Source organism: Paraburkholderia phenoliruptrix, from assembly GCF_019511605.1.
Taxonomy (GTDB): Bacteria; Pseudomonadota; Gammaproteobacteria; order Burkholderiales; family Burkholderiaceae; genus Paraburkholderia; species Paraburkholderia phenoliruptrix_A.
In genome coordinates this window covers 38,932-59,556 of sequence record NZ_JAEUAV010000034.1, presented here as the reverse complement: position 1 = coordinate 59,556, position 20,625 = coordinate 38,932, and the positions used below count along the sequence as shown (strand labels likewise).

Annotated in this window: 20 protein-coding genes; 13 read left to right on the top strand and 7 right to left on the bottom strand. The window is 63.8% G+C overall.

Going from position 1 to position 20,625, the window contains the following annotated elements; genetic code table 11:
- Window positions 1-94: 94 nt before the first annotated feature.
- The 4 genes from JNB89_RS28630 to JNB89_RS28615 all read right to left on the bottom strand — a co-directional run bounded on the left by JNB89_RS28630 (window position 95) and on the right by JNB89_RS28615 (window position 2,456).
- Complete coding sequence (locus JNB89_RS28630; protein ID WP_431026611.1) at window positions 95-556, bottom strand: RDD family protein; 462 nt, start codon at window positions 554-556, stop codon at window positions 95-97.
- A gap of 142 nt (window positions 557-698) precedes the next feature.
- Window positions 699-1,457 carry a DUF3106 domain-containing protein gene (locus tag JNB89_RS28625; protein WP_013339887.1) on the bottom strand — a complete coding sequence of 253 codons (759 nt, stop codon included), beginning with the start codon at window positions 1,455-1,457 and terminating at the stop codon, window positions 699-701.
- Between the two features lie 16 nt (window positions 1,458-1,473).
- The gene (locus JNB89_RS28620; protein ID WP_220364420.1) at window positions 1,474-1,896 is read right to left on the bottom strand and encodes a DUF3619 family protein; all 423 of its coding nucleotides are present in this window, start codon (window positions 1,894-1,896) and stop codon (window positions 1,474-1,476) included.
- Window positions 1,893-2,456, bottom strand: a complete 564-nt coding sequence (locus JNB89_RS28615; protein ID WP_013339885.1) for an RNA polymerase sigma factor — start codon at window positions 2,454-2,456, stop codon at window positions 1,893-1,895. The genes JNB89_RS28620 and JNB89_RS28615 overlap by 4 nt, the downstream gene beginning before the upstream one ends.
- Window positions 2,457-2,808: 352 nt before the next feature.
- On the opposite strand from JNB89_RS28615, the gene JNB89_RS28610 reads away from it, so the two are divergent.
- The 6 genes from JNB89_RS28610 (at window position 2,809) to JNB89_RS28585 (ending at window position 10,046) form a co-directional block, all read left to right on the top strand.
- A complete protein-coding gene (locus JNB89_RS28610) occupies window positions 2,809-4,572 on the top strand; it encodes an acetolactate synthase 3 catalytic subunit (RefSeq protein WP_013339884.1) in 1,764 nt (587 codons plus the stop codon).
- Window positions 4,573-4,684: 112 nt separating this feature from the next.
- Window positions 4,685-5,176 carry an acetolactate synthase small subunit gene (ilvN, locus tag JNB89_RS28605; RefSeq protein ID WP_007175629.1) on the top strand — a complete coding sequence of 164 codons (492 nt, stop codon included), beginning with the start codon at window positions 4,685-4,687 and terminating at the stop codon, window positions 5,174-5,176.
- A 118-nt stretch (window positions 5,177-5,294) separates the two neighbouring features.
- Entirely contained in the window at window positions 5,295-6,311 is a 1,017-nt protein-coding gene (gene ilvC, locus JNB89_RS28600; protein ID WP_008920617.1) for a ketol-acid reductoisomerase, read from the top strand.
- A 135-nt stretch (window positions 6,312-6,446) separates the two neighbouring features.
- Complete coding sequence (locus tag JNB89_RS28595) at window positions 6,447-7,085, top strand: phosphatidylserine decarboxylase (RefSeq protein ID WP_013339883.1); 639 nt, start codon at window positions 6,447-6,449, stop codon at window positions 7,083-7,085.
- Between the two features lie 24 nt (window positions 7,086-7,109).
- The gene (gene pssA / locus JNB89_RS28590; RefSeq protein ID WP_220364419.1) at window positions 7,110-7,976 is read left to right on the top strand and encodes a CDP-diacylglycerol--serine O-phosphatidyltransferase; all 867 of its coding nucleotides are present in this window, start codon (window positions 7,110-7,112) and stop codon (window positions 7,974-7,976) included.
- A 522-nt stretch (window positions 7,977-8,498) separates the two neighbouring features.
- Window positions 8,499-10,046, top strand: a complete 1,548-nt coding sequence (locus JNB89_RS28585) for a 2-isopropylmalate synthase (protein WP_220364418.1) — start codon at window positions 8,499-8,501, stop codon at window positions 10,044-10,046.
- A gap of 131 nt (window positions 10,047-10,177) precedes the next feature.
- On the opposite strand, the gene JNB89_RS28580 is transcribed toward JNB89_RS28585, so the two are convergent.
- The 3 genes from JNB89_RS28580 to JNB89_RS28570 form a co-directional block, all read right to left on the bottom strand.
- On the bottom strand, window positions 10,178-11,746 hold the full coding sequence (locus JNB89_RS28580; RefSeq protein ID WP_220364417.1) for a SulP family inorganic anion transporter: 1,569 nt from the start codon (window positions 11,744-11,746) through the stop codon (window positions 10,178-10,180).
- Between the two features lie 75 nt (window positions 11,747-11,821).
- Window positions 11,822-12,457 carry a carbonic anhydrase gene (locus JNB89_RS28575; RefSeq protein ID WP_013339879.1) on the bottom strand — a complete coding sequence of 212 codons (636 nt, stop codon included), beginning with the start codon at window positions 12,455-12,457 and terminating at the stop codon, window positions 11,822-11,824.
- A 235-nt stretch (window positions 12,458-12,692) separates the two neighbouring features.
- Window positions 12,693-13,256 (bottom strand): hypothetical protein, encoded by a 564-nt coding sequence (locus tag JNB89_RS28570; protein ID WP_223216885.1) that lies wholly within the window; start codon window positions 13,254-13,256, stop codon window positions 12,693-12,695.
- A gap of 212 nt (window positions 13,257-13,468) precedes the next feature.
- Here JNB89_RS28570 and JNB89_RS28565 point away from each other — a divergent pair, with 212 nt between their 5' ends.
- The 7 genes from JNB89_RS28565 to secG all read left to right on the top strand — a co-directional run bounded on the left by JNB89_RS28565 (window position 13,469) and on the right by secG (window position 20,613).
- Window positions 13,469-14,782, top strand: coding sequence for a branched-chain amino acid ABC transporter substrate-binding protein (locus tag JNB89_RS28565; protein ID WP_220364416.1), 1,314 nt, complete (start codon window positions 13,469-13,471; stop codon window positions 14,780-14,782).
- Between the two features lie 217 nt (window positions 14,783-14,999).
- Window positions 15,000-15,272 (top strand): 30S ribosomal protein S15, encoded by a 273-nt coding sequence (rpsO, locus tag JNB89_RS28560; RefSeq protein WP_006048211.1) that lies wholly within the window; start codon window positions 15,000-15,002, stop codon window positions 15,270-15,272.
- Between the two features lie 63 nt (window positions 15,273-15,335).
- Window positions 15,336-15,560: a hypothetical protein gene (locus tag JNB89_RS28555; RefSeq protein ID WP_220364415.1), complete on the top strand. Its 225-nt coding sequence runs from the start codon at window positions 15,336-15,338 to the stop codon at window positions 15,558-15,560.
- A 208-nt stretch (window positions 15,561-15,768) separates the two neighbouring features.
- Window positions 15,769-17,916: a polyribonucleotide nucleotidyltransferase gene (gene pnp / locus JNB89_RS28550; protein ID WP_013339876.1), complete on the top strand. Its 2,148-nt coding sequence runs from the start codon at window positions 15,769-15,771 to the stop codon at window positions 17,914-17,916.
- 248 nt (window positions 17,917-18,164) lie between these two features.
- Window positions 18,165-19,181 (top strand): NAD(P)H-quinone oxidoreductase, encoded by a 1,017-nt coding sequence (locus tag JNB89_RS28545; protein ID WP_220364414.1) that lies wholly within the window; start codon window positions 18,165-18,167, stop codon window positions 19,179-19,181.
- Window positions 19,182-19,366: 185 nt separating this feature from the next.
- Window positions 19,367-20,146: a triose-phosphate isomerase gene (gene tpiA, locus JNB89_RS28540; RefSeq protein ID WP_220364413.1), complete on the top strand. Its 780-nt coding sequence runs from the start codon at window positions 19,367-19,369 to the stop codon at window positions 20,144-20,146.
- A gap of 80 nt (window positions 20,147-20,226) precedes the next feature.
- Complete coding sequence (gene secG / locus JNB89_RS28535; protein ID WP_013339873.1) at window positions 20,227-20,613, top strand: preprotein translocase subunit SecG; 387 nt, start codon at window positions 20,227-20,229, stop codon at window positions 20,611-20,613.
- Window positions 20,614-20,625 lie beyond the last annotated feature (12 nt).

Genomic DNA, 20,625 nt, shown 5'->3' with positions numbered 1-20,625 from the left:
GGGCAGGGCAAGCGGGGCGCGGCGGCCGTCCGATCCTCCGGACGCGCCCCGCTTGCCGGCGCTGCACGCAAGGCGCGCAGCCCTCGCGTTGCGCCTAGCGCGCGACGTCGATCACGCGGGTGCCGGCGAGGCGATCATGCAGGAACTGCCGGCTCGCGCCCAGCCGGCCGGTAGCGGCCCACAGCACGAACCAGATGCCGGCGAGCGCGAGTGTCTGCGGCAAGCGCAAGCCGAGGAGAGGATGCAGCGCGAGCGGCGGCAGAAACCACAGCCAGGCCAGCACGTAACGGGCGATCGCGCGCGAGGCGGAGAGCGGCGCGCCGTCCGCGGACACCACGCGCAGGCGCCAGGTTTTCATCGGCAGCGTCTGGCCGCTGTGGGTCCAGAACCAGACGAAATAGAGCCCGACGACAAGACCGATCCACGCCGCGAGCAGGTTGTGGTGCGTGAGCCCGTTGCGCTGCTGCGTGAGCGTGCTGAACAGATAACCCGCCACGAACACGACGCCGAACAGTAGCAGCGCTTCGTAGAGCAGCGCGGCAAGGCGGCGGCGCACGCTGGGCGGCTTTCCCGTCGATGCCGCCGACGCCGCCGATGCCGATGCCGCTCCTGCCGCAGGCGAGTTCACGCTTGCCGCGGAGTCGGATTCCGGGTTGAGATTGGCGGGTTCGCGCGGCTCGGCCACAGGCAGGCGCGCTCTAGGAACCGTTGAAGATGGACGGCGCTTCCGCCGGCGAAACCGGCACCGGCGTGGCCGGCACGAAGCTGCCGGCCGCCGGAATACCCGGCAGCGAAGCGGGGCTCGGCAACGACGCGGCCGCCGCCGCGCTCGCCGCCGGCGCGCCGCTTGCAGCGCGTTCGCGAGCGTTGACCAGCCGGTCGAGGCCCTTGATCTCGCTGCGCCCCGACGGCGGCGCGCTGACCACGCTCGGGCGCCGCTTGTGCTCGCTCGCGGCGAGCCGCTGCTTGAGCTCTTCCGGCAACTCCTGATACGCCTTCCAGGCCTTCTGACGCGCTTCGCGCGGCAACTGTTTCGAGACCTGGTAATTCTCGCGCGCGACGCGCCGCTGATCGGGCGTCATGCGAACCCATTCGGTCATCCGGTCGTGCAGGCGTTTTTGCGCTTCGGGCGATAACTTCGAGTAACGCGACGCGATCTTCAGCCATTTGCGCTTGCGTTCGTCGCTAAACGAATCCCACTGGGCCTCGAACGGAGCCAGCGCGACATGTTCGGCGGAGCTCAGGCGTGACCACGCGAGCGGGCTTTGGCTGCCGGGCAGGCTCGGCAACTCGACGCCGAGCGTGGTCGCGGGCGAGCGTGCGGGCGCCGCGCCGTTGGCGGCAGGCGCGCCCGCGGGGGAGGGGCTCGGGTAAAAGCGCGGATACGTGGCAGCAAACGACACCAGCGCCGCTATCGCACATCCGAAAACAACGGCCAGACCGCGCTTGTAGCTCACCCGAACGATCTCCCGCTCAGTGGGCGCGCGAAAGATACGCGTTGAAGCCGTGGTCGAGATAGGCATTGAGCGGCAGGTCGTCGCTTAACATGGCGGCATCGATATCGGCGAGTTCGGCCGTGCGTTGCTGGTCTTCCCAGTAGGCGATGCCGACGAGGCTCACCACCAGCGCGGCAAGCGGCCACGCCAGCGCGAAGCGGCGCAGCGGCGAGCGGCGGCGCTGCGGCCGTGCGTCGTTCGACACGCCGGAGGGCATGCCGGCGAGAGCCGGCACGAACACCGGCTCAGTGACGGTTTCGGGCTTCTTGCGGGCAAGCGCGGCGCGGCGCGCGGCGGCCAGCCGGTCGACGGCGGCGGACGGAATACCGGCCGCGTTTTCGTCGAGCGCGCGGCGCACCTGGCGGGCGAACTCGAGTTCTTTTGTTTCGAGGGAGCTCATAGCGTGATTCCTTTGGCCTTGAGCGCTTGCGCCAGCGTGTGGGTGGCCCGCGAGCAGTGCGTTTTCACACTGCCTTCGGAGCAGCCCATTGCGGCGGCAGTCTCAGCGACATCCATATCTTCCCAATAACGCATGAGAAACGCCTCCCGTTGACGTGCCGGCAATTTTTGGATCTCGTCGTCGATAGTCTGCAAGACCTGTTCGCGCTCGAGTTTGCGCTCGTTGCTCTCGGCGCCCACCGAGCCTTGCTCCGCCTCGAACGTTTCGAGCGGATCGAATTCCTCGTCGTCCGAATTGCCGAGCGACGAGAACAGACTCACCCAGGTATTGCGTACTTTCGCACGACGGAAATAGTCGTGCGTCGCATTCTGCAGAATACGCTGAAACAGAAGCGGAAGCTCGGCCGCGGGACGGTCGCCGTATTTCTCGGCGAGCTTGATCATCGCGTCCTGCACGATATCCAGCGAGGCGTCGTCGTCCCGCACGGCGTAGACCGTCTGCTTGAATGCGCGCCTTTCGACGCCCGCCAGAAAATCGGCGAGTTCCTTGTCTGATGCCATCCGTTGGGGGTCGGCGCAGCGAGCGTGCGCGTAATCGGTCGAAAAATGTCGTAAAACTCGCGGATGCTAACAAATTTTTGCGCCAGCAGGGGCGAAAGGTAGGGCGGCGCCTGTCGTCCGGACGCGCCGCATCGGTCAGAAAGGGCCGCGCGCGCGGGCGTCGGGGCAATATTTGCTTGACCGCGCGGTCGTCTGCCGCTATCGTCGCTGGTTCGCAACATAAGTGACTTGTCTCATTGAGGTGTGGCCCAAGAAGCTCACCTGTCAACTGGACGCGCCGCTTGAACCCGAGCCACAAGCCCGGCAGAGAGCACCCGATCAATTTTTTGCCGAAAATTCGAAAGGTGAATAAATGAATATGCCCAGCGCGGAATTCTCCACGTCGGATACCACTCCACACCACGAAGCTGACTCTATCGGCGCCACCGTGCTCATGAAGGCACTGGCCGACGAAGACGTCGAGTTCATCTGGGGTTATCCGGGCGGCTCGGTACTCTACATTTACGACGAGCTGTACAAGCAGGACAAGTTCGAGCACATCCTCGTGCGCCACGAACAGGCCGCCGTCCACGCAGCCGACGCCTATGCGCGGTCCACCGGCAAGGTCGGTGTGTGCCTCGTGACCTCCGGCCCCGGCGTCACCAATGCGGTGACCGGCATTGCCACCGCCTACATGGATTCGATCCCGATGGTCGTGATCAGCGGCCAGGTGCCGACTGCCGCGATCGGTCAGGATGCATTCCAGGAGTGCGATACGGTCGGCATCACGCGTCCGTGCGTGAAGCACAACTTCCTCGTGAAGGACGTGCGCGACCTCGCAGCCACCGTCAAGAAAGCGTTCTTCATTGCCCGTACCGGTCGTCCCGGCCCGGTGCTGATCGACATTCCGAAAGACGTGTCGAAGGCCCCTTGCCAGTACGAGCCGATCAAAAGCGTGTCGCTGCGCTCGTACAACCCGGTCACGAAGGGTCACTCCGGTCAGATCCGCAAGGCGGTGTCGCTGCTGCTGTCGGCAAAGCGCCCGTACATCTACACCGGCGGCGGCATCATTCTCGCGGACGCCTCGCGCGAGCTGAACCAGTTCGCGGATCTGCTCGGCTATCCGGTCACCAATACGCTGATGGGCCTGGGCGGCTACCGCGCGAGCGACAAAAAATTCCTCGGCATGCTCGGCATGCACGGCACGTACGAAGCCAACATGGCGATGCAGCACTGCGACGTGCTGATCGCCATCGGCGCGCGCTTTGACGACCGCGTGATCGGCGACCCGACGCATTTCGCGTCGCGGCCGCGCAAGATCATCCATATCGACATCGATCCTTCTTCCATCTCCAAGCGCGTCAAGGTCGACATTCCTATCGTCGGCGACGTGAAGGAAGTGCTCAAGGAGCTGATCGAGCAGTTGCAGACGGCCGAGCACGGCCCGGACACCGCGGCGCTTGCCGACTGGTGGAAGGACATCGAAGCCTGGCGCGCGAAAGACTGCCTGAAGTTCGACCGCAAGAGCGACATCATCAAGCCGCAGTACGTGGTGGAAAAGGCGTGGGAACTGACCGACGGCAACGCGTTCGTCTGTTCCGACGTCGGCCAGCACCAGATGTGGGCCGCACAGTTCTATCGCTTTAACAAGCCGCGCCGCTGGATCAACTCGGGCGGCCTCGGCACCATGGGCTTCGGCCTGCCGGCGGCGATGGGCGTGAAGATGGCGCACCCGGACGACGACGTGCTGTGCATCACCGGCGAAGGCTCGATCCAGATGTGCATCCAGGAGCTGTCGACCTGCAAGCAGTACGACACGCCTGTGAAGATCATTTCGCTGAACAACCGCTATCTGGGCATGGTGCGCCAGTGGCAGCAGATCGAATACAGCAAGCGCTATTCGCATTCGTACATGGACGCGCTGCCGGATTTCGTGAAGCTCGCAGAAGCGTACGGCCACGTCGGCATGCGTATCGAACGCTCGGCCGACGTCGAGCCGGCGTTGAAGGAAGCGCTGCGCCTGAAAGATCGCACGGTGTTTCTCGACTTCCAGACCGACCCCACCGAAAACGTCTGGCCGATGGTCCAGGCCGGCAAGGGCATCACCGAGATGCTCATGGGTTCGGAAGATCTATAACGACGGCCGCTAGCGTCGGCTTCGCCGTGCGCGCCTTCATGAAAGGCGCGGGTGGACGAAGCGGCGCGCAACCGTTCGCAGACATCGACAAAACATCTGGAAGAAGCGAAACATGAGACACATTATTTCCGTCCTGCTGGAAAACGAACCGGGCGCGCTGTCACGCGTGGTCGGTCTCTTCTCCGCGCGCGGCTACAACATTGAAACCTTGACGGTGGCTCCGACCGAAGACCGTTCGCTGTCGCGCATGACCATCGTCTCCATTGGCTCGGACGACGTGATCGAACAGATCACGAAGCATCTGAACCGCCTGATCGAGGTGGTGAAAGTGGTCGACCTGACCGAGGGCGCCCACATCGAACGCGAGCTGATGTTGATCAAGGTGAGAGCGGTCGGCAAGGAACGTGAGGAAATGAAGCGGATGTCGGATATTTTCCGCGGCCGCATCATCGACGTCACCGAAAAGACCTACACGATCGAGCTGACGGGCGCGAGCGACAAGCTCGACGCCTTCATCGAAGGACTCGACGCAACCGCGATTCTCGAAACCGTCCGCACGGGCAGTTCCGGCATCGGTCGCGGCGAGCGCATCCTGAAGGTATAACGCAGCGTTTCGATCCGGGCCGGGTGGCGCTCGTCGTTATCATCACGCCCGGCCTTGCAGCACCGCATTCGCAGTATTGAATCTCTCTGAATCATCCGAATCTAGCCAAGGAACCGACATGAAAGTTTTCTACGACAAGGACGCCGATCTCTCCCTCATCAAGGGCAAGCAGGTCACCATCATCGGCTATGGCTCGCAAGGCCATGCGCACGCGCTGAACCTGAAGGAAAGCGGCGTGAACATCACGGTCGGTCTGCGCAAGGGCGGCGCATCGTGGAGCAAGGCCGAGAACGCCGGCCTGCAAGTGAAGGAAGTGGCGGAAGCCGTGAAGGGCGCGGACGTCGTCATGATGCTGCTGCCCGATGAGCAGATCGCCGACGTGTACGCGAAAGAAGTTCACGCAAACATCAAGCAGGGCGCGGCGCTCGCCTTCGCGCACGGCTTTAACGTGCACTACGGCCAGGTCATTCCGCGTGCGGATCTCGACGTCATCATGATCGCGCCGAAGGCGCCGGGCCACACGGTTCGCGGCACCTACTCGCAAGGCGGCGGCGTGCCCCACCTGATCGCGGTGGCGCAGGACAAGTCGGGCGCGGCGCGCGACATCGCGCTGTCGTACGCAGCGGCGAACGGCGGCGGCCGTGCCGGCATCATCGAAACGAACTTCCGCGAAGAAACGGAAACCGACCTGTTCGGCGAACAGGCCGTGCTGTGCGGCGGTACGGTCGACCTGATCAAGGCCGGCTTCGAAACGCTGGTGGAAGCAGGCTACGCGCCGGAAATGGCGTACTTCGAGTGCCTGCACGAACTGAAGCTGATCGTCGACCTGATCTACGAAGGCGGCATCGCGAACATGAACTACTCGATCTCGAACAACGCGGAATACGGCGAGTACGTGACGGGTCCGCGCATCGTGACGGCTGAAACGAAGAAGGCGATGAAGGCCGTACTGACCGACATTCAGACGGGCGAGTACGCAAAGAGCTTCATCATCGAAAACAAGGCAGGCGCTCCGACGCTGCAATCGCGCCGCCGTCTGACGGCCGAGCACCAGATCGAGCAGGTCGGCTCGAAGCTGCGCGCCATGATGCCGTGGATCGCGAAGAACAAGCTGGTCGACCAGTCGAAGAACTAAGAAGTCCGTTTTATCGCACAAAGCCGGCGCGGTGCCATAGCCGCATGCGCCGGTCATGCAAAAAGCCGCCCAAGGGTGCTGAACCCTGGGCGGCTTTTGCTATCCTACGGTTTTACAAAAATACTGAAGCCATCCATGAATTACCCACATCCGATCATCGCGCGAGAAGGCTGGCCGTTCATTGCCATCGCGGCCGTCGTTGCCTTGCTGGTTCACGCTTTCGCGGGGTTCGGCTTTGCTTGGATCTTCTGGCTGATCCTGATCTTCGTCGTGCAGTTCTTCCGCGATCCGGCGCGCCCGATTCCCACTCAGGCAAACGCCGTGCTGTGTCCCGCCGACGGGCGCATCGTCGCAGTGGAAACCGCGCATGATCCGTATGCGAATCGTGAAGCGCTCAAGATCAGCGTGTTCATGAACGTATTCAACGTGCATTCGCAGCGCTCCCCGGTGGACGGCGCAATCTCCAAGGTCGAATACTTTCCGGGCGCCTATCTGAACGCGGCGGTGGACAAGGCTTCGCTCGAAAACGAGCGTAACGCGGTGGTGATCGAAATGGCCGGCGGCCAGACGGTGACCTCGGTGCAGATCGCCGGTTTGATCGCGCGGCGCATTCTTTGCTACGTCCGTGCGGGTGAGCCGCTCACGCGCGGTCAACGGTACGGCTTTATCCGCTTCGGCTCGCGCGTCGACGTATATCTGCCGGTGGGCAGCCGTCCGCGTGTGTCGATCGGCGAGAAGGTGTCGGCGTCGTCGACCATCCTCGCTGAACTGTAAAGCGGCACTAAGGAGGTTGTCCGAATGGCCGCATTCAAACCGCGCCGCCCGCGCCCCAGTGGACCGTTGCCGCGCCCGTTCCGCCGCAACAAGCCGATCGTCACGGAGTCGCCGGCCGTGGACAGCCGGCGTGCGCAGCGTCAGCAGTTCCTGAGAAAGCGCGGCATCTACCTGCTGCCGAACGCGTTTACTACCGCAGCGCTCTTTTGCGGATTTTTCGCTGTCGTGCAGGCCATGAACGTGCGCTTCGAAATTGCCGCTATCGCGATCTTCGTGGCGATGGTGCTCGACGGCATGGACGGCCGGGTCGCCCGCATGACGCACACGCAAAGCGCCTTCGGCGAGCAGTTCGACAGTCTGTCGGACATGGTGTCGTTCGGCGTCGCGCCCGCACTCGTCATGTACGAGTGGATCCTGAAGGACCTCGGGCGCTGGGGCTGGCTCGCGGCGTTCGTCTATTGCTCGGGCGCGGCCTTGCGGCTCGCGCGCTTCAATACCAACATCGGCGTGGTCGACAAGCGGTTCTTTCAGGGCATGCCGAGCCCGGCGGCGGCGGCGCTGATCGCGGGCTTCGTCTGGCTTGCCACGGACAATCGCGTGCCGCTGAAGCTCGTCTGGCTGCCTTGGGTCGCCTTCGTGCTGACCATTTATGCAGGCGTGACAATGGTGTCGAACGCGCCGTTCTATAGCGGCAAGGCGCTTGACGTGCGGCATCGCGTGCCGTTTGGCGTGATTCTGCTCGTGGTGGTGGCGTTCGTGCTGGTGTCGTCCGATCCGCCCTTGATGCTGTTCGGCCTCTTCGTGCTGTACGGCTTGTCCGGCTATGTGTTCTGGGCTTACCAGGCGATGCGCGGCAGGGCCAATCCGGCGCGTTCGATCGCACACGACTGATGCTCGAGCGATAGCTTTTCAGCGCGCGCGTCGGCGAGATGCGCGCATCAGATAGCGGCGTCCTTCGGGGCGCCGTTTGTTTTTGGCGAGTCCGCTTGCGAGGTTTTTTGCAAGCGCCCGCCGAACGCTGCTGCGAGCGCCCTTCCAACGCTCGCGCACTGCTCATCGAGCGCGGACACGGTGCGGATCAACGGTCAAAAAACGCCGGTCACGCAGGCCTGGCGCCAATTGCACGGCGGATGGATTGCCGATATAGTCGGTGAATGACTGCGTCTACGTCCCCTTTTTGGGGCGGCGCCGTGGCTGTGAGCGAGGCCGGCACTAGAGCACGCCGTCGCGCGTGCGAACCGGCTGCAAGCATCGTGGCAACGACCGTGGGCAATTCACCGCAATAATCGACTTCACCGTCATGCCGCTGTCCGCCTCGCGCAGGCCCTCGCGCCGCTGCGGCGCCGGCCGCAACCGCATGCTGATTCCCATATCTACATCCCCCAATTGAACGACTTCGCAGGAGACTCCGACATGTCCGACAAACTCATCATATTCGACACCACGCTGCGCGACGGCGAGCAATCGCCTGGCGCCTCGATGACGAAAGAAGAAAAAATCCGTATTGCGAAGCAACTCGAGCGGATGAAAGTGGACGTGATCGAAGCAGGTTTCGCGGCCAGTTCAAATGGGGACTTCGACTCGATTCACACCATCGCGGGTCTGATCAAGGACAGCACGATCTGCTCGCTCGCGCGTGCGAACGACAAGGATATCCAACGCGCGGCGGACGCGCTCAAGCCCGCCGAGCACTTCCGCATTCACACGTTTATCGCGACGTCGCCGTTGCACATGGAAAAAAAGCTGCGCATGACGCCGGACCAGGTGTTCGAGCAGGCAAAGCTCGCCGTGCGCTTCGCCCGCAAATTCACGGACGACGTGGAGTTTTCGCCCGAAGACGGCAGCCGCTCGGACATGGACTTCCTGTGCCGCGTGCTGGAAGCGGTGATCGCGGAGGGCGCGACCACCATCAACATCGCGGACACGGTCGGCTACGGCGTGCCGGAGCTGTACGGCAACCTCGTCAAGACGCTGCGCGAACGCATTCCGAGCTCGCACAAGGCGGTGTTTTCGGTGCATTGTCATAACGACCTCGGCATGGCGGTCGCCAATTCGCTCGCCGGCGTGCAGATTGGCGGCGCGCGTCAGGTGGAGTGCACGATCAACGGTCTCGGGGAGCGGGCGGGCAACACGTCGCTCGAGGAAATCGTGATGGCCGTGAAGACCCGCAAGGACTATTTCGGGCTGGAGCTGGGCCTCGACACGACGCAAATTGTCCCGGCTTCCAAGCTCGTGTCGCAAATCACCGGTTTCGTCGTGCAGCCGAACAAGGCCGTGGTCGGTGCCAACGCTTTCGCGCATGCGTCGGGCATTCATCAGGACGGCGTGCTCAAGGCGCGCGACACCTACGAAATCATGCGCGCGGAAGACGTGGGCTGGAGCGCGAACAAGATCGTGCTCGGCAAGCTGTCCGGCCGCAATGCGTTCAAGCAGCGTCTGCAGGAACTGGGCATTGCGCTCGACAGCGAGGCGGAACTCAACACCGCGTTCGCACGCTTTAAGGAACTGGCCGATCGCAAGGCAGAAATTTTCGACGAAGACATTATCGCGATCGTCACCGAGGAATCCGCCGAGGCGCAGGAGAAGGAGCACTACAAATTCGTTTCGCTGTCGCAGCATTCGGAGACCGGCGAGCAGCCGCACGCGAAAATCGTGTTTGCAGTGGACGGCAAGGAAATTACCGGCGAGGCGCGCGGCAACGGCCCGGTGGATGCCACGCTCAACGCGATAGAAACGGAAGTGGGCAGCGGTTCGGAACTGCTGCTGTACTCGGTGAACGCCATCACGACCGGCACGCAGGCGCAGGGCGAAGTGACGGTGCGGCTCTCGAAGAGCGGGCGCATCGTCAATGGTGTGGGCACCGATCCGGATATCGTCGCGGCGTCGGCGAAAGCCTATATCTCGGCGCTCAACAAGCTGTACTCGAACTCCGACAAGCTCAATCCGCAGCGCTCGGAGTGAGGTTCAACCGGATACAGCGGCGCGGCAGGCGCTGACCGCGCGGAAACATGAAGCCCCGCACCTGCAAAGGTGCGGGGCTTTTCTTTTTGATGCGGCGTGTGCGGACTTCCCGACGCCGCAGTCTCCTCACGTTACTCGGTTGCCGCGCGCCGCATCGACCAGCCGCGCGCCGCGCGCGTCTGGGTGCGGACCTGATGCCGCACTTCCACCGAGATGCCGCGGCGCGGCGCGTCCTCTGCGAAGCTGTCGAGCATTTCACGCACGTCGTGATCGACGAAATCGGCGCGCGTCGCATCCACGATCAGCGTGGCGCCATCGGGAATCTGCTGCAGATAGTGCTTGAGCGGCACCTTGCCGAGAAACGACACGTCCTTGCGAAACGACAGCAAATAGTGGTCGCCATGTTGCGCGAGCACGATAGGGCGGCGCAGATTCGCATACAACGCGAACAACACGCTGCACAGAATGCCGAGCACGATGCCGATCAGCAGGTCGGTGGCGAGCACCCCGACCAGTGTGACGATGAACGGCGCGAACGGCGCCAGGCCCTGTTTCGCGACCGCGACGAACAGCGACGGCTTGGCGAGCTTGAGCCCGGTGAAAATCAGAATCGCTGCAAGGCAGGCCAGCGGGATCAGGTTGATGACGCTCGTCAACGCGAACACACTGACGAGCAGCAGCACGCCGTGAATGATCGCCGACAGTCGGCTTTGCGCGCCGGCATGGACGTTCGCCGAACTGCGCACGATCACCGCGGTGATTGGCAGCCCGCCGATCGCGCCGGCAATCAGATTGCCCACGCCTTGCGCCTTCAGTTCGCGGTCCGGCGGCGCGGGGCGGCGTTCCGGGTCGATCTGCTCGACCGCTTCCAGACTCAGCAGCGTTTCGAGGCTGGCGACGATCGCGAGCGTAATAGCCACGCGCCACACGTCGGGATTGACGAGCTGGGCGAAATGCGGACCGAAGTCGGCCCATTCGAGCGCTACGCTCAAGGCCGCGAACGACTCGAGAGACGGCAGCGCGACACGATGTTCGGCCGGCGGCGCAAGCGACGGCGCCAGCATGTTCAGCAGCAGCGTCGCGCCGATTCCCAATAGCACGACGGCAAGCGGCGCGGGCACGATGCGCACCAGCGCGAAGCGGCGCATGGGTCGCGTTTCCCACGCCATCAGGATGGCCAGTGACAGCACCGTGATCGCGCACGCCACCACCGAAATGCCGCCGAACGACGCCAGCAGCGTGCCGTCCGCCGGTGCGGCGCCTGGCGCCTGCCCGTTGCCGAGCCCGAGTGCGAGCGGGAACTGCTTGACGATCAGCAGGATGCCGATCGCGGCCAGCATGCCCTTGATGACGGGCGAGGGCACATACGCGGCGAAGCGGCCCGCCTTGAGCATGCCGAAGCCGAACTGGATCGCGCCGGACAGCAGCACGGCCGCGAGGAACGCGGAAAAGCTGCCGAGCTGCGCAATGCCGTCGACGACGATCACGACCAGACCCGCAGCCGGTCCGCTGACGCTCAGCCGCGAGCCGCTCAGAACGGCGACGACCAGCCCGCCGACAATGCCCGAGACGAGCCCGGCGAACGGCTCGACGCCGGATGCATTGGCAATGCCGAGGCACAGCGGCAGAGCCACCAGGAAGACGACGGTGCCCGCAAGCGCGTCGCGCTGAAACGTAGAAAAGAATTCTCGAAGATTCATGGTGTCGGTGCGCATGAGTTGATGCCTGATGACAGGCGAAGGCTGTACCGGATAAAACTCGAGCCAGGCGGCGCGCTAGGCTGCACTATGGGCCGCTGTCTCGCAGGTCATGGCGTCGTCCGCCTCGTAGCCCGAGGTGAGCACCTTGAGGCGGCCGTCTTCGAGCGCGAAAATCCAGCCGTGTACGAGCGGCGCCGGCTCGGCGTCGCGCACGATCGGATTCGCGCGCAGTTGCCGCACCTGCTCGAGCACGTTCAATTCGGCGAGGCGGTCAACGCGCTCGCGTTCGCTGCCCTTGGCGTCGAGCTCGTCGCGATGCGTTCGTGCGAGCGAGCAGAGCGGCGCGATGCGGCGGTTCACGTGCGGCAGACCGGGGTCGGGCGGCAGCAGCGAGGCGCGCACGCCGCCGCAGCCGTAATGTCCGCAGACGATCACATGGCCGACCTTCAGCACGCGCACCGCATACTCGAGCACGCTCGCGGAGTTGTCGTCGTCGGCGTGAAAGAGGTTGGCGATGTTGCGGTGGACGAACAGGTCGCCCGGCTCGCAATGCGTGATGGTTTCAGCAGGCACGCGGCTGTCCGAGCAGCCGATCCACAGCACATGCGGGTTCTGGCCGCGCGCCAGATCGCGAAAGAACTCGGGGTTGCGCTCGGCGGTGTCGTGCGCCCATGCGACGTTGGCGACAAGAAGGCGTTTGGGACGATTCATCGATAGCGGCTCCGTAAAGGGGCGCATCGTCCGGCGCGGGAATCACGGCCGTGCCGTGTGGCCGAGCTTGTTTTCGAAGCTTGGCCAGCACCGGATCAATGCTTACAAAAGCCTTTCTATCAAAAAATTAATCGCTTGTGTGCGAAACAAAATTCGTCGGCATGCGAAATAAATAAAAAAAAGCCGCTTCGCGAGCGGCTTTTGGAGATGCATGCATACTGAATGACAGCGTGGCCTAGAACAGGTTCCGGCGATCCGGATCGTGCAGCGGATCGGGCGTTTTCTGCGTGAGACGCAACACTCCCTGGTCGTCGAAATAGAAACTGAACATCATGTACCAGTAGTTGTCCTCGAGATAGCGGTAGGTCCAGACTTCACGCTTCATCAACGGAAAGTACGAGGTCTCGACGGGGCGGCCAAAATTGACCAGCACGTCGCCCTTGGTCCACTTGCCGACCTCGGCGCGATAGAACTCGTTGGGCTGCAGGACCTGGCGCACGTTGACGATCTTGCCGGACGCGTCGATGTCCGCCGCAGTGGTGGTCTCGCCCATCGGCTGGGTGGGCCACATGAGGCGCTTGCCGCCGTTTGGCAGATCGTAGGTTTCGCGAGGCGGGCCAAGGCGTGCGACGATGGTCGACGCGTCCGCGCCTTGCTGGTACTGCTGCCAGGGCTGCGCGCAGCCGGCGAGCGTGAGCGCGGCGAGGCAGGCGAGCGCCGCGCGGCGCGTGCGCCCGGCAGGCGACACCCCCACAGAGGCCGCCGTGCGGCAATGGCGGGCAAGCAGGCGGTTGAGCATGAATTCCTCCAGTGACTTTTTTAGAAAGCAGGTTCTTGTTGTCGACACGGACCATTTTGACATGCGCCGCCGTAAAAGATCTGCCTGCTCGAGCGGCGGCGGATCGCATGCGTGCCAGGCGGACCATCGCATGCGTGCTGTTTCGCCGGCTTGCCTGTTGTGGTGCGAACGCCCTATGATCCGCGCTTTGACGAATCAGACGGACGCGGACGATGGCGAAGTGGCACAGCAAGACGGCAGTAATATTGGCGGCAATGTGCGCGGCGCTTGCTGGCCCGGCCCTCGCGACCGGCATGGCCGCCGCCGTGCCTGCGGCGGCCTCGGGGGCGAGGCCGAGCGGCGCGCCGATCCAGCTCGCGTTGATCGAGGGCATGTCCGGTCCGTTCGCGAACGCGGGCGCCGCGGTGGAGCGCAATCTGCGCTTCGGCGTCGAGCAGGTCAACGCGCGCGGCGGCGTGCGCCTCGCCGACGGTGCGCATCCGCTCGAGCTTGTCGTGCTGGACAGCAAGGGCGGCACCGAAGAGGCGCTCACGCAGTTGCGCGCGGCGGCCGACCGGCACATCGGCTACATCCTGCAGGGCAATAGTTCGGCGCTCGCCGCTGCACTGATTGGCGCGATCGACAAGCAGAATGCCCGCGAGCCGGACAATCGCGAGCTGTTCCTGAATTATTCCGCCGACGATCCCGCGCTGACCAACGCCAACTGCAGCTTCTGGCATTTCCGCTTCGACGCGCATGCGGGCATGCGCATGGACGCGCTCGCCGACGTGATCCAGCGCGACAAGGCAGTGAAGAAGGTGTATCTGTTGAATCAGGACTACAGCTTCGGGCATGACGTGAGCCGACTCGCGCGCGCCGCGCTGCAAGCGAAGCGCCCGGACATCGCGGTGGTCGGCGACGAGTTTCACCCGATTGGCCGCGTGAAGGACTTCGCGCCGTACATCGCGAAACTTCGCGCGAGCGGCGCCGATGCGGTGATCACAGGCAACTGGGGCAACGATCTGACGCTGCTCGTGAAGGCGGCGCGCGAGCAGGGCCTCGACACGAAGTTCTACACGTTCTACGGCAACAGTCTGGGCGCGCCGGCCGCGCTCGGCGAAGCGGGCGTCGGCCGTGTGATCGCGGTGGCCGACTGGCATCCGAACGCCGGCGGCCCGGCTTCGGACGCCTGGTATGAGGCGTTCCGCGCGCGCTTCCCGGCCGCGCAGGACGACTACCCCGTATTGCGCATGCCCTTGATGATCGAGACCCTCGCGGCGGCGATGAACCGCGCGAAGAGCGCCGACCCGACGGCGGTCGCGCGGGCGCTGGAAGGCATCCGCTTCGACAATGGCTTTCACGCGTCGTGGATGCGCGCGGACGATCATCAACTGATGCAGCCCCTTTACGTCATGGAAATGGACAAGGCCGGCACGCGCGGCGTGCGTTTCGATAACGAAGGCTCGGGCTTCGGCTTTCGCACGGTGCTGGCGCTGCCGGCGCAACGCACGGTGCCGCCGACCACATGCAGGATGAAACGGCCCTGAGTCGCGCCGCGGCCGAATCCGCGGCTGCTATCTGGCCTTGCTCGGCGGGGCTTCGCGGCGGATTCGCGCTGTGCTACAATACGCGTCCCGTTGCGGTACCGGTTGTGCGCAAGCTCTCTGAAAGGCGAGTTGCAGCGCCAGTTCGCATGGGTAAATCGCAAATCCACGGCACGGCCTTTCTTCCGTGACCGCCTGTCCAGTTCTCAAGGAAATCGACATGTCCGCAGTTGACACAAGCAAGAAATCCGAAGTCGTCGCGCAATTCGCACGCGCAGCCAACGACACCGGCTCGCCCGAAGTTCAGGTCGCGCTGCTCACGACCCGTATCAACGAACTGACCGTTCACTTCAAGGCTCACGCGAAAGATCACCACAGCCGCCGCGGTCTGCTGCGCATGGTGAGCCGTCGCCGCAAGCTGCTCGACTACCTGAAGGGTAAGGACGCGGACCGTTACCGCGCACTGATCGAGAAGCTGGGTCTGCGTAAGTAAGCGGCCGGTAAGCGGCTAGTCGTTCAGCAAGATGCCTGTGTCAGTTCTGCTGATGCAGGCATTTTGTTTTTACGCGGTCTGCTTCGTGTGAAGCGCGCCGCGGCGCTGCGCAGCAGCGTGCCGGTTCTTGCGGCGCAGCGGCAGGCGGTGACGGCAGTACGGGCAGTACAGGCAATAAATGAAACACAGGCGGTAAATGCAGCACAGGCTGCCGAGGCAGCAGAGGCAGTCGAAGCAATCAAAGCAGCAGGAGCGGTGAAACCGACTTCAGGCAGCAAAAAGCAGTAGTACAACAAGCAGAAATAGCAAGATGACCGGGCTTCAGGGCGGAGCTTTGTGTCATTCCAGCGGTTCGCGCGCTCAGCCGGCGTTCGCGTTGCCGGCGCGGCAGCACGTGGCTCTCTGGAATGGCATAACACTACTCTTCCCATGCGGCGCCGGTCCTGGCGTTGCCGCGCCGCTTCTGTTCCGCGCGGCATTACGATGAGGAAAAGCAATGACTATGTTCAGCAAGGTCGTCAAAGAATTTAAGTGGGGACAACACAACGTTCGCCTCGAAACCGGCGAAATCGCTCGCCAGGCGAGCGGCGCGGTGATCGTGGACGTCGAAGACACTGTGGTTCTGGCGACCGTGGTGGGCGCCAAGACGGCCAAGCCGGGCCAGGACTTCTTCCCGCTGACCGTCGACTATCTCGAGAAGACTTACGCCGCCGGCAAGATTCCGGGCGGCTTCTTCCGCCGCGAAGGCCGTCCGTCGGAAGGCGAAACGCTGATTTCGCGCCTGATCGACCGCCCGTTGCGTCCGCTGTTCCCGGAAGGCTTCTACAACGAAGTGCAGGTCGTGATCCACGTTCTGTCGCTGAATCCGGACATTCCCGCTGACATCCCCGCGCTGATCGGCGCGTCGGCGGCGCTCGCCGTGTCGGGTCTGCCGTTCAACGGCCCGGTCGGCGCAGCGCGCGTGGCTTACATCAACAATGAATACGTGCTGAACCCCACGCGTGCGCAAATGAAGGACTCGGCGCTGGACCTCGTGGTCGCCGGTACGGAGCGCGCGGTGCTGATGGTGGAGTCGGAAGCGCAGCAACTGAGCGAAGAAGTGATGCTCGGCGCCGTGGTGTTCGGCCACGAGCAGATGCAAGCGGCGATCGACGCAATCCACGATCTGGTTCGCGAAGGCGGCAAGCCGGAATGGGATTGGCAGCCGGCCCCGAAGAACGAGCCGCTGATTGCCCGCGTAACGGAACTGGCGCAAGCCGACCTGCTCGCTGCTTACCAGATCCGCGACAAGCAGGCCCGTTCGACCAAGCTGAAGGAAGTCTACGCAGCGGTTTCCGCGAAGCTGGAAGAAGAAGCCGCGGCAAGCGGCACGGTGGCGGCCGACAAGGCGACCGTCGGCAATGTGCTGTTCGACATTGAAGCGAAGATCGTTCGTACGCAGATTCTGAACGGCGAACCGCGTATCGACGGCCGCGACACCCGCACGGTGCGCCCGATCGAAATCCGCACCGGCGTGCTGCCGCGTACGCACGGCTCGGCGCTCTTCACGCGCGGCGAAACGCAGGCGCTGGTGGTGGCCACCCTCGGCACCAAGGGCGACGAGCAGAACATCGACGCGCTCGAAGGCGAGTACCGCGAACGCTTCATGCTCCACTACAACATGCCTCCGTTCGCGACCGGCGAAACGGGCCGCGTGGGTTCGCCCAAGCGCCGCGAAATCGGTCACGGTCGTCTCGCCAAGCGCGCGCTGGCCGCATGCCTGCCGAGCGCCGATGAATTCGGCTACTCGATCCGCGTCGTGTCGGAAATTACGGAATCGAACGGTTCTTCGTCGATGGCTTCGGTGTGCGGCGGCTGCCTTGCGCTGATGGACGCCGGCGTGCCGATGAAGGCGCACGTCGCCGGCATCGCGATGGGCCTGATTCTGGAAGGCAACAAGTTTGCCGTGCTGACGGACATTCTGGGCGACGAAGATCACCTCGGCGACATGGACTTCAAGGTGGCGGGCACCGAGCAAGGCGTGACCGCGCTGCAGATGGACATCAAGATCCAGGGCATCACGAAGGAAATCATGCAGGTGGCCCTCGCGCAAGCGAAGGAAGGCCGCATGCACATTCTCGGCAAGATGACCTCGGCGGTGTCTGGCGCGAACACGCAGTTGTCCGAATTCGCACCGCGCATGATCACCATCAAGATCAATCCGGAAAAGATCCGCGACGTGATCGGCAAGGGCGGTTCCGTGATCCGTGCGCTGACGGAAGAAACCGGCACGACGATCGATATTTCCGACGACGGCATCGTCACCATCGCAAGCACCAGCAGCGAAGGCATGGCCGAAGCGAAGAAGCGTATCGAGAACATCACGCTGGAAGTGGAAGTGGGCCAGGTGTACGAAGGTACGGTGCTCAAGCTGCTCGATTTCGGCGCGATCGTGAACATCCTGCCGGGCAAGGACGGTCTGTTGCACATCTCCGAAATCGCCAACGAGCGCATCAAGGACATCAACGACTACCTGAAGGACGGCCAGCAGGTGAAGGTCAAGGTCATCCAGACGGACGAAAAGGGCCGCGTGCGTTTGTCGGCGAAGGCGCTGCTGAACGAAGGCGCGCCGGGCGCCCCGCAAGGCGAGCCGACGCAGCAGTAATGCGTTAGCAGTACGACGGCCGGCAGCGCGAATGCGCGCCGGCCGTTTTTCTTGATGGGGCCACAGGGTGGATTGCGTTACAGGCGAAGGCCGGCGCGCGCAGGCGGTGCGCTGCGGGCATCGGGCGGTGCGGCGAAATGAGGCTGACTCGCACGCGATTGCCGCGATCCGGCGACAATGCGAAGAACGTCCGGATTCACGCGGATGGACCCGGTATGCAACGCAATCCAATCTTGGAGTTGACGCAGATGAAAGCGATTGAAATCACGGAATTCGGAGCCCCGGAAGTGCTCAAGCTCGCCGAGCGGCCCACGCCGCAGCCGAAAGCGGGCGAGGTGCTGATCAAGGTGACGGCTTTTGGCATCAATCGTCCCGACGTGTTTCAGCGCAAGGGCGCCTATGCGCCGCCTCCGGGCGCGTCCGACCTGCCGGGGCTGGAAGTGGCTGGAGAGATTGTCGGCGGCGACATCGACGCGAAGAACAATCCGTTTGGACTGAAAATCGGCGATCGCGTGTGCGCGTTGCTGGCGGGCGGCGGTTACGCCGAATTCGCCGCGGCCCCGCTGCTGCAGTGCCTGCCGGTGCCCAATGGTCTGTCGGATGTCGAGGCGGCCTCGCTGCCGGAGACCTTCTTCACCGTGTGGAGCAACGTGTTCGACCGCGCGCAGCTCGGCAAGGGCGAGGGCGGTGCGAACGAAACGCTGCTTGTGCAGGGCGGTTCGAGCGGTATCGGCGTGACTGCGATCCAGATTGCGCACGCACTGGGTTTTCGCGTGTTCGCGACCGCGGGCTCGGACGAGAAATGCCGCGCGTGCGAAGCGCTGGGTGCGGAACGGGCGATCAACTACAAGACGGAAGATTTCGTCGAAGTGATCAAGTCGCTCACCAACGACCGTGGTGTCGACGTGGTACTCGACATGGTGGCGGGCAGTTACGTGTCGCGCGAGCTGACGGCGCTCGCCGACGGCGGGCGCATCGTGCTGATCGCGCTATTGGGCGGCGCGAAGGCCGAACTGAACCTGAACGAAGTGCTGCGCCGCCGCCTGACGCTGACGGGGTCGACGTTGCGTCCACGGCCGGTGGAATTCAAGGCGAAGATTGCCGCGCAGCTCAAGGAGCAGGTGTGGCCGCATCTCGAAGCTGGGCGGATCAAGCCGGTCGTGCATCGCGTATTTCCTGCTGCCGAGGCGGCCGACGCGCACACGCTGATGGAGAGCAGTACGCACGTCGGCAAGATCGTGCTGACCTGGGCTCAGGAAGGCTGATCCGCGCCGTTTGCTGACAATCGGTGCGTACGTGTTCGTTTGACCCGAGGTCCCCCACGCAGTAAAATTGCGCGTTTTGCGCGCGCCGCATGAATCCGAAAGGCGGACTGTAAGCGCAACGAAACACGCGCCAACCAGGCCCGCCGCCGTTCACAGATACGACGCAGAGACGACAAGACGAGACGATGTCGACACAACGAGCCAAACTGGTAGTGGGTAACTGGAAGATGCACGGGCGCCTTGCCGATAACGCGGGGCTCTTGCAGGCCGTGGCAAAAGGCGCGGGCGAACTGCCGGCGGCGGTGCGCGTGGGTGTGTGTGTGCCGAGCCCGTATCTCGCCCAGGCAAATTCGCTGCTCGACGGCACTCGCGTGGCGTGGGGCGTGCAGGACGTTTCGGCGTTCACGCACGGCGCGTATACCGGCGAAGTCGCCGCGCAAATGGTGACGGATTTCGGCGCCACGTTTGCCATCGTCGGGCATTCGGAGCGCCGCGCGTATCACCGCGAGAGCGCCGAACTCGTCGCGATCAAGACGCAGCGTGCGCTGGAGGCGGGTTTGACGCCGATCGTGTGCGTCGGCGAAACGCTCGAAGAGCGGGAAGCGGGCGCGACCGAGCAGGTGGTTGGCGCGCAGCTGGACGAAGTGCTGGCCAGGTTGTCGGTGCAGGAAGCCGCGCGTATCGTGGTCGCCTATGAGCCGGTCTGGGCAATCGGCACGGGCAAGAGCGCAAGCTCGCAGCAGGCGCAGGCGGTGCACGCGTTCCTGCGCGCGCGTCTCGCGGCGAAAGGCGCTCAAGTGGCAGACGTGCCGCTGCTGTACGGCGGCAGTGTGAAGCCTGACAACGCGAAAGAGTTGTTCTGTCAGCAGGATATCGACGGCGGCCTGATTGGTGGCGCGTCGCTGAAGGACCAGGATTTTCTGGCGATCTGCAAGGCGGCGGCCGAAGCGACGGCCGCAGGTTGAGCAGGGCGCCTCGTCGAGGATGACCCATCCCGAGCCTCGCAGCCGCGAGCCTCGGCTAAATAAAGACTCAGGTGAGTGTGATGCTGTATTTGAAAACTTTGATTATCGTCGTTCAGCTGTTGTCGGCACTCGGGGTGATCGGCCTCGTTCTGCTGCAGCACGGCAAGGGCGCCGATATGGGTGCGGCGTTCGGCAGCGGTGCGTCGGGCAGTCTGTTCGGTGCGACGGGTTCGGCAAACTTCCTGTCCCGCACCACGGCCGTGCTCGCTGCAGTGTTCTTTGTCACTACCCTTGCATTGACGTACCTCGGTGCTTATCGAGTGAAGCCTTCTGCTGGGGTGCTCGGCGCCGCGGTCACCGCGCCGGCTCCTGCTTCGGCTGCTCCTGCGGCGTCGGCAGCGGCTGGCGGTTCGGCTGCGCTGGCGGCCTCGGCTGCGTCCGTGCCTGCTACGGACGTGCCGAAATAAATTTTCGTAGAA

Bases quoted from the DNA above. Each gene is read 5' to 3' on its own strand.
- JNB89_RS28620 (WP_220364420.1), bottom strand. From the start codon at position 1,896: ATGAGCTCCCTCGAAACAAAAGAACTCGAGTTCGCCCGCCAGGTGCGC.
- JNB89_RS28615 (WP_013339885.1), bottom strand. From the start codon at position 2,456: ATGGCATCAGACAAGGAACTCGCCGATTTTCTGGCGGGCGTCGAAAGG.
- JNB89_RS28610 (WP_013339884.1), top strand. From the start codon at position 2,809: ATGAATATGCCCAGCGCGGAATTCTCCACGTCGGATACCACTCCACAC.
- ilvN (WP_007175629.1), top strand. From the start codon at position 4,685: ATGAGACACATTATTTCCGTCCTGCTGGAAAACGAACCGGGCGCGCTG.
- ilvC (WP_008920617.1), top strand. From the start codon at position 5,295: ATGAAAGTTTTCTACGACAAGGACGCCGATCTCTCCCTCATCAAGGGC.
- JNB89_RS28595 (WP_013339883.1), top strand. From the start codon at position 6,447: ATGAATTACCCACATCCGATCATCGCGCGAGAAGGCTGGCCGTTCATT.
- pssA (WP_220364419.1), top strand. From the start codon at position 7,110: ATGGCCGCATTCAAACCGCGCCGCCCGCGCCCCAGTGGACCGTTGCCG.
- JNB89_RS28585 (WP_220364418.1), top strand. From the start codon at position 8,499: ATGTCCGACAAACTCATCATATTCGACACCACGCTGCGCGACGGCGAG.
- JNB89_RS28580 (WP_220364417.1), bottom strand. From the start codon at position 11,746: ATGAATCTTCGAGAATTCTTTTCTACGTTTCAGCGCGACGCGCTTGCG.
- JNB89_RS28575 (WP_013339879.1), bottom strand. From the start codon at position 12,457: ATGAATCGTCCCAAACGCCTTCTTGTCGCCAACGTCGCATGGGCGCAC.
- JNB89_RS28570 (WP_223216885.1), bottom strand. From the start codon at position 13,256: ATGCTCAACCGCCTGCTTGCCCGCCATTGCCGCACGGCGGCCTCTGTG.
- JNB89_RS28565 (WP_220364416.1), top strand. From the start codon at position 13,469: ATGGCGAAGTGGCACAGCAAGACGGCAGTAATATTGGCGGCAATGTGC.
- rpsO (WP_006048211.1), top strand. From the start codon at position 15,000: ATGTCCGCAGTTGACACAAGCAAGAAATCCGAAGTCGTCGCGCAATTC.
- pnp (WP_013339876.1), top strand. From the start codon at position 15,769: ATGACTATGTTCAGCAAGGTCGTCAAAGAATTTAAGTGGGGACAACAC.
- JNB89_RS28545 (WP_220364414.1), top strand. From the start codon at position 18,165: ATGAAAGCGATTGAAATCACGGAATTCGGAGCCCCGGAAGTGCTCAAG.
- tpiA (WP_220364413.1), top strand. From the start codon at position 19,367: ATGTCGACACAACGAGCCAAACTGGTAGTGGGTAACTGGAAGATGCAC.
- secG (WP_013339873.1), top strand. From the start codon at position 20,227: ATGCTGTATTTGAAAACTTTGATTATCGTCGTTCAGCTGTTGTCGGCA.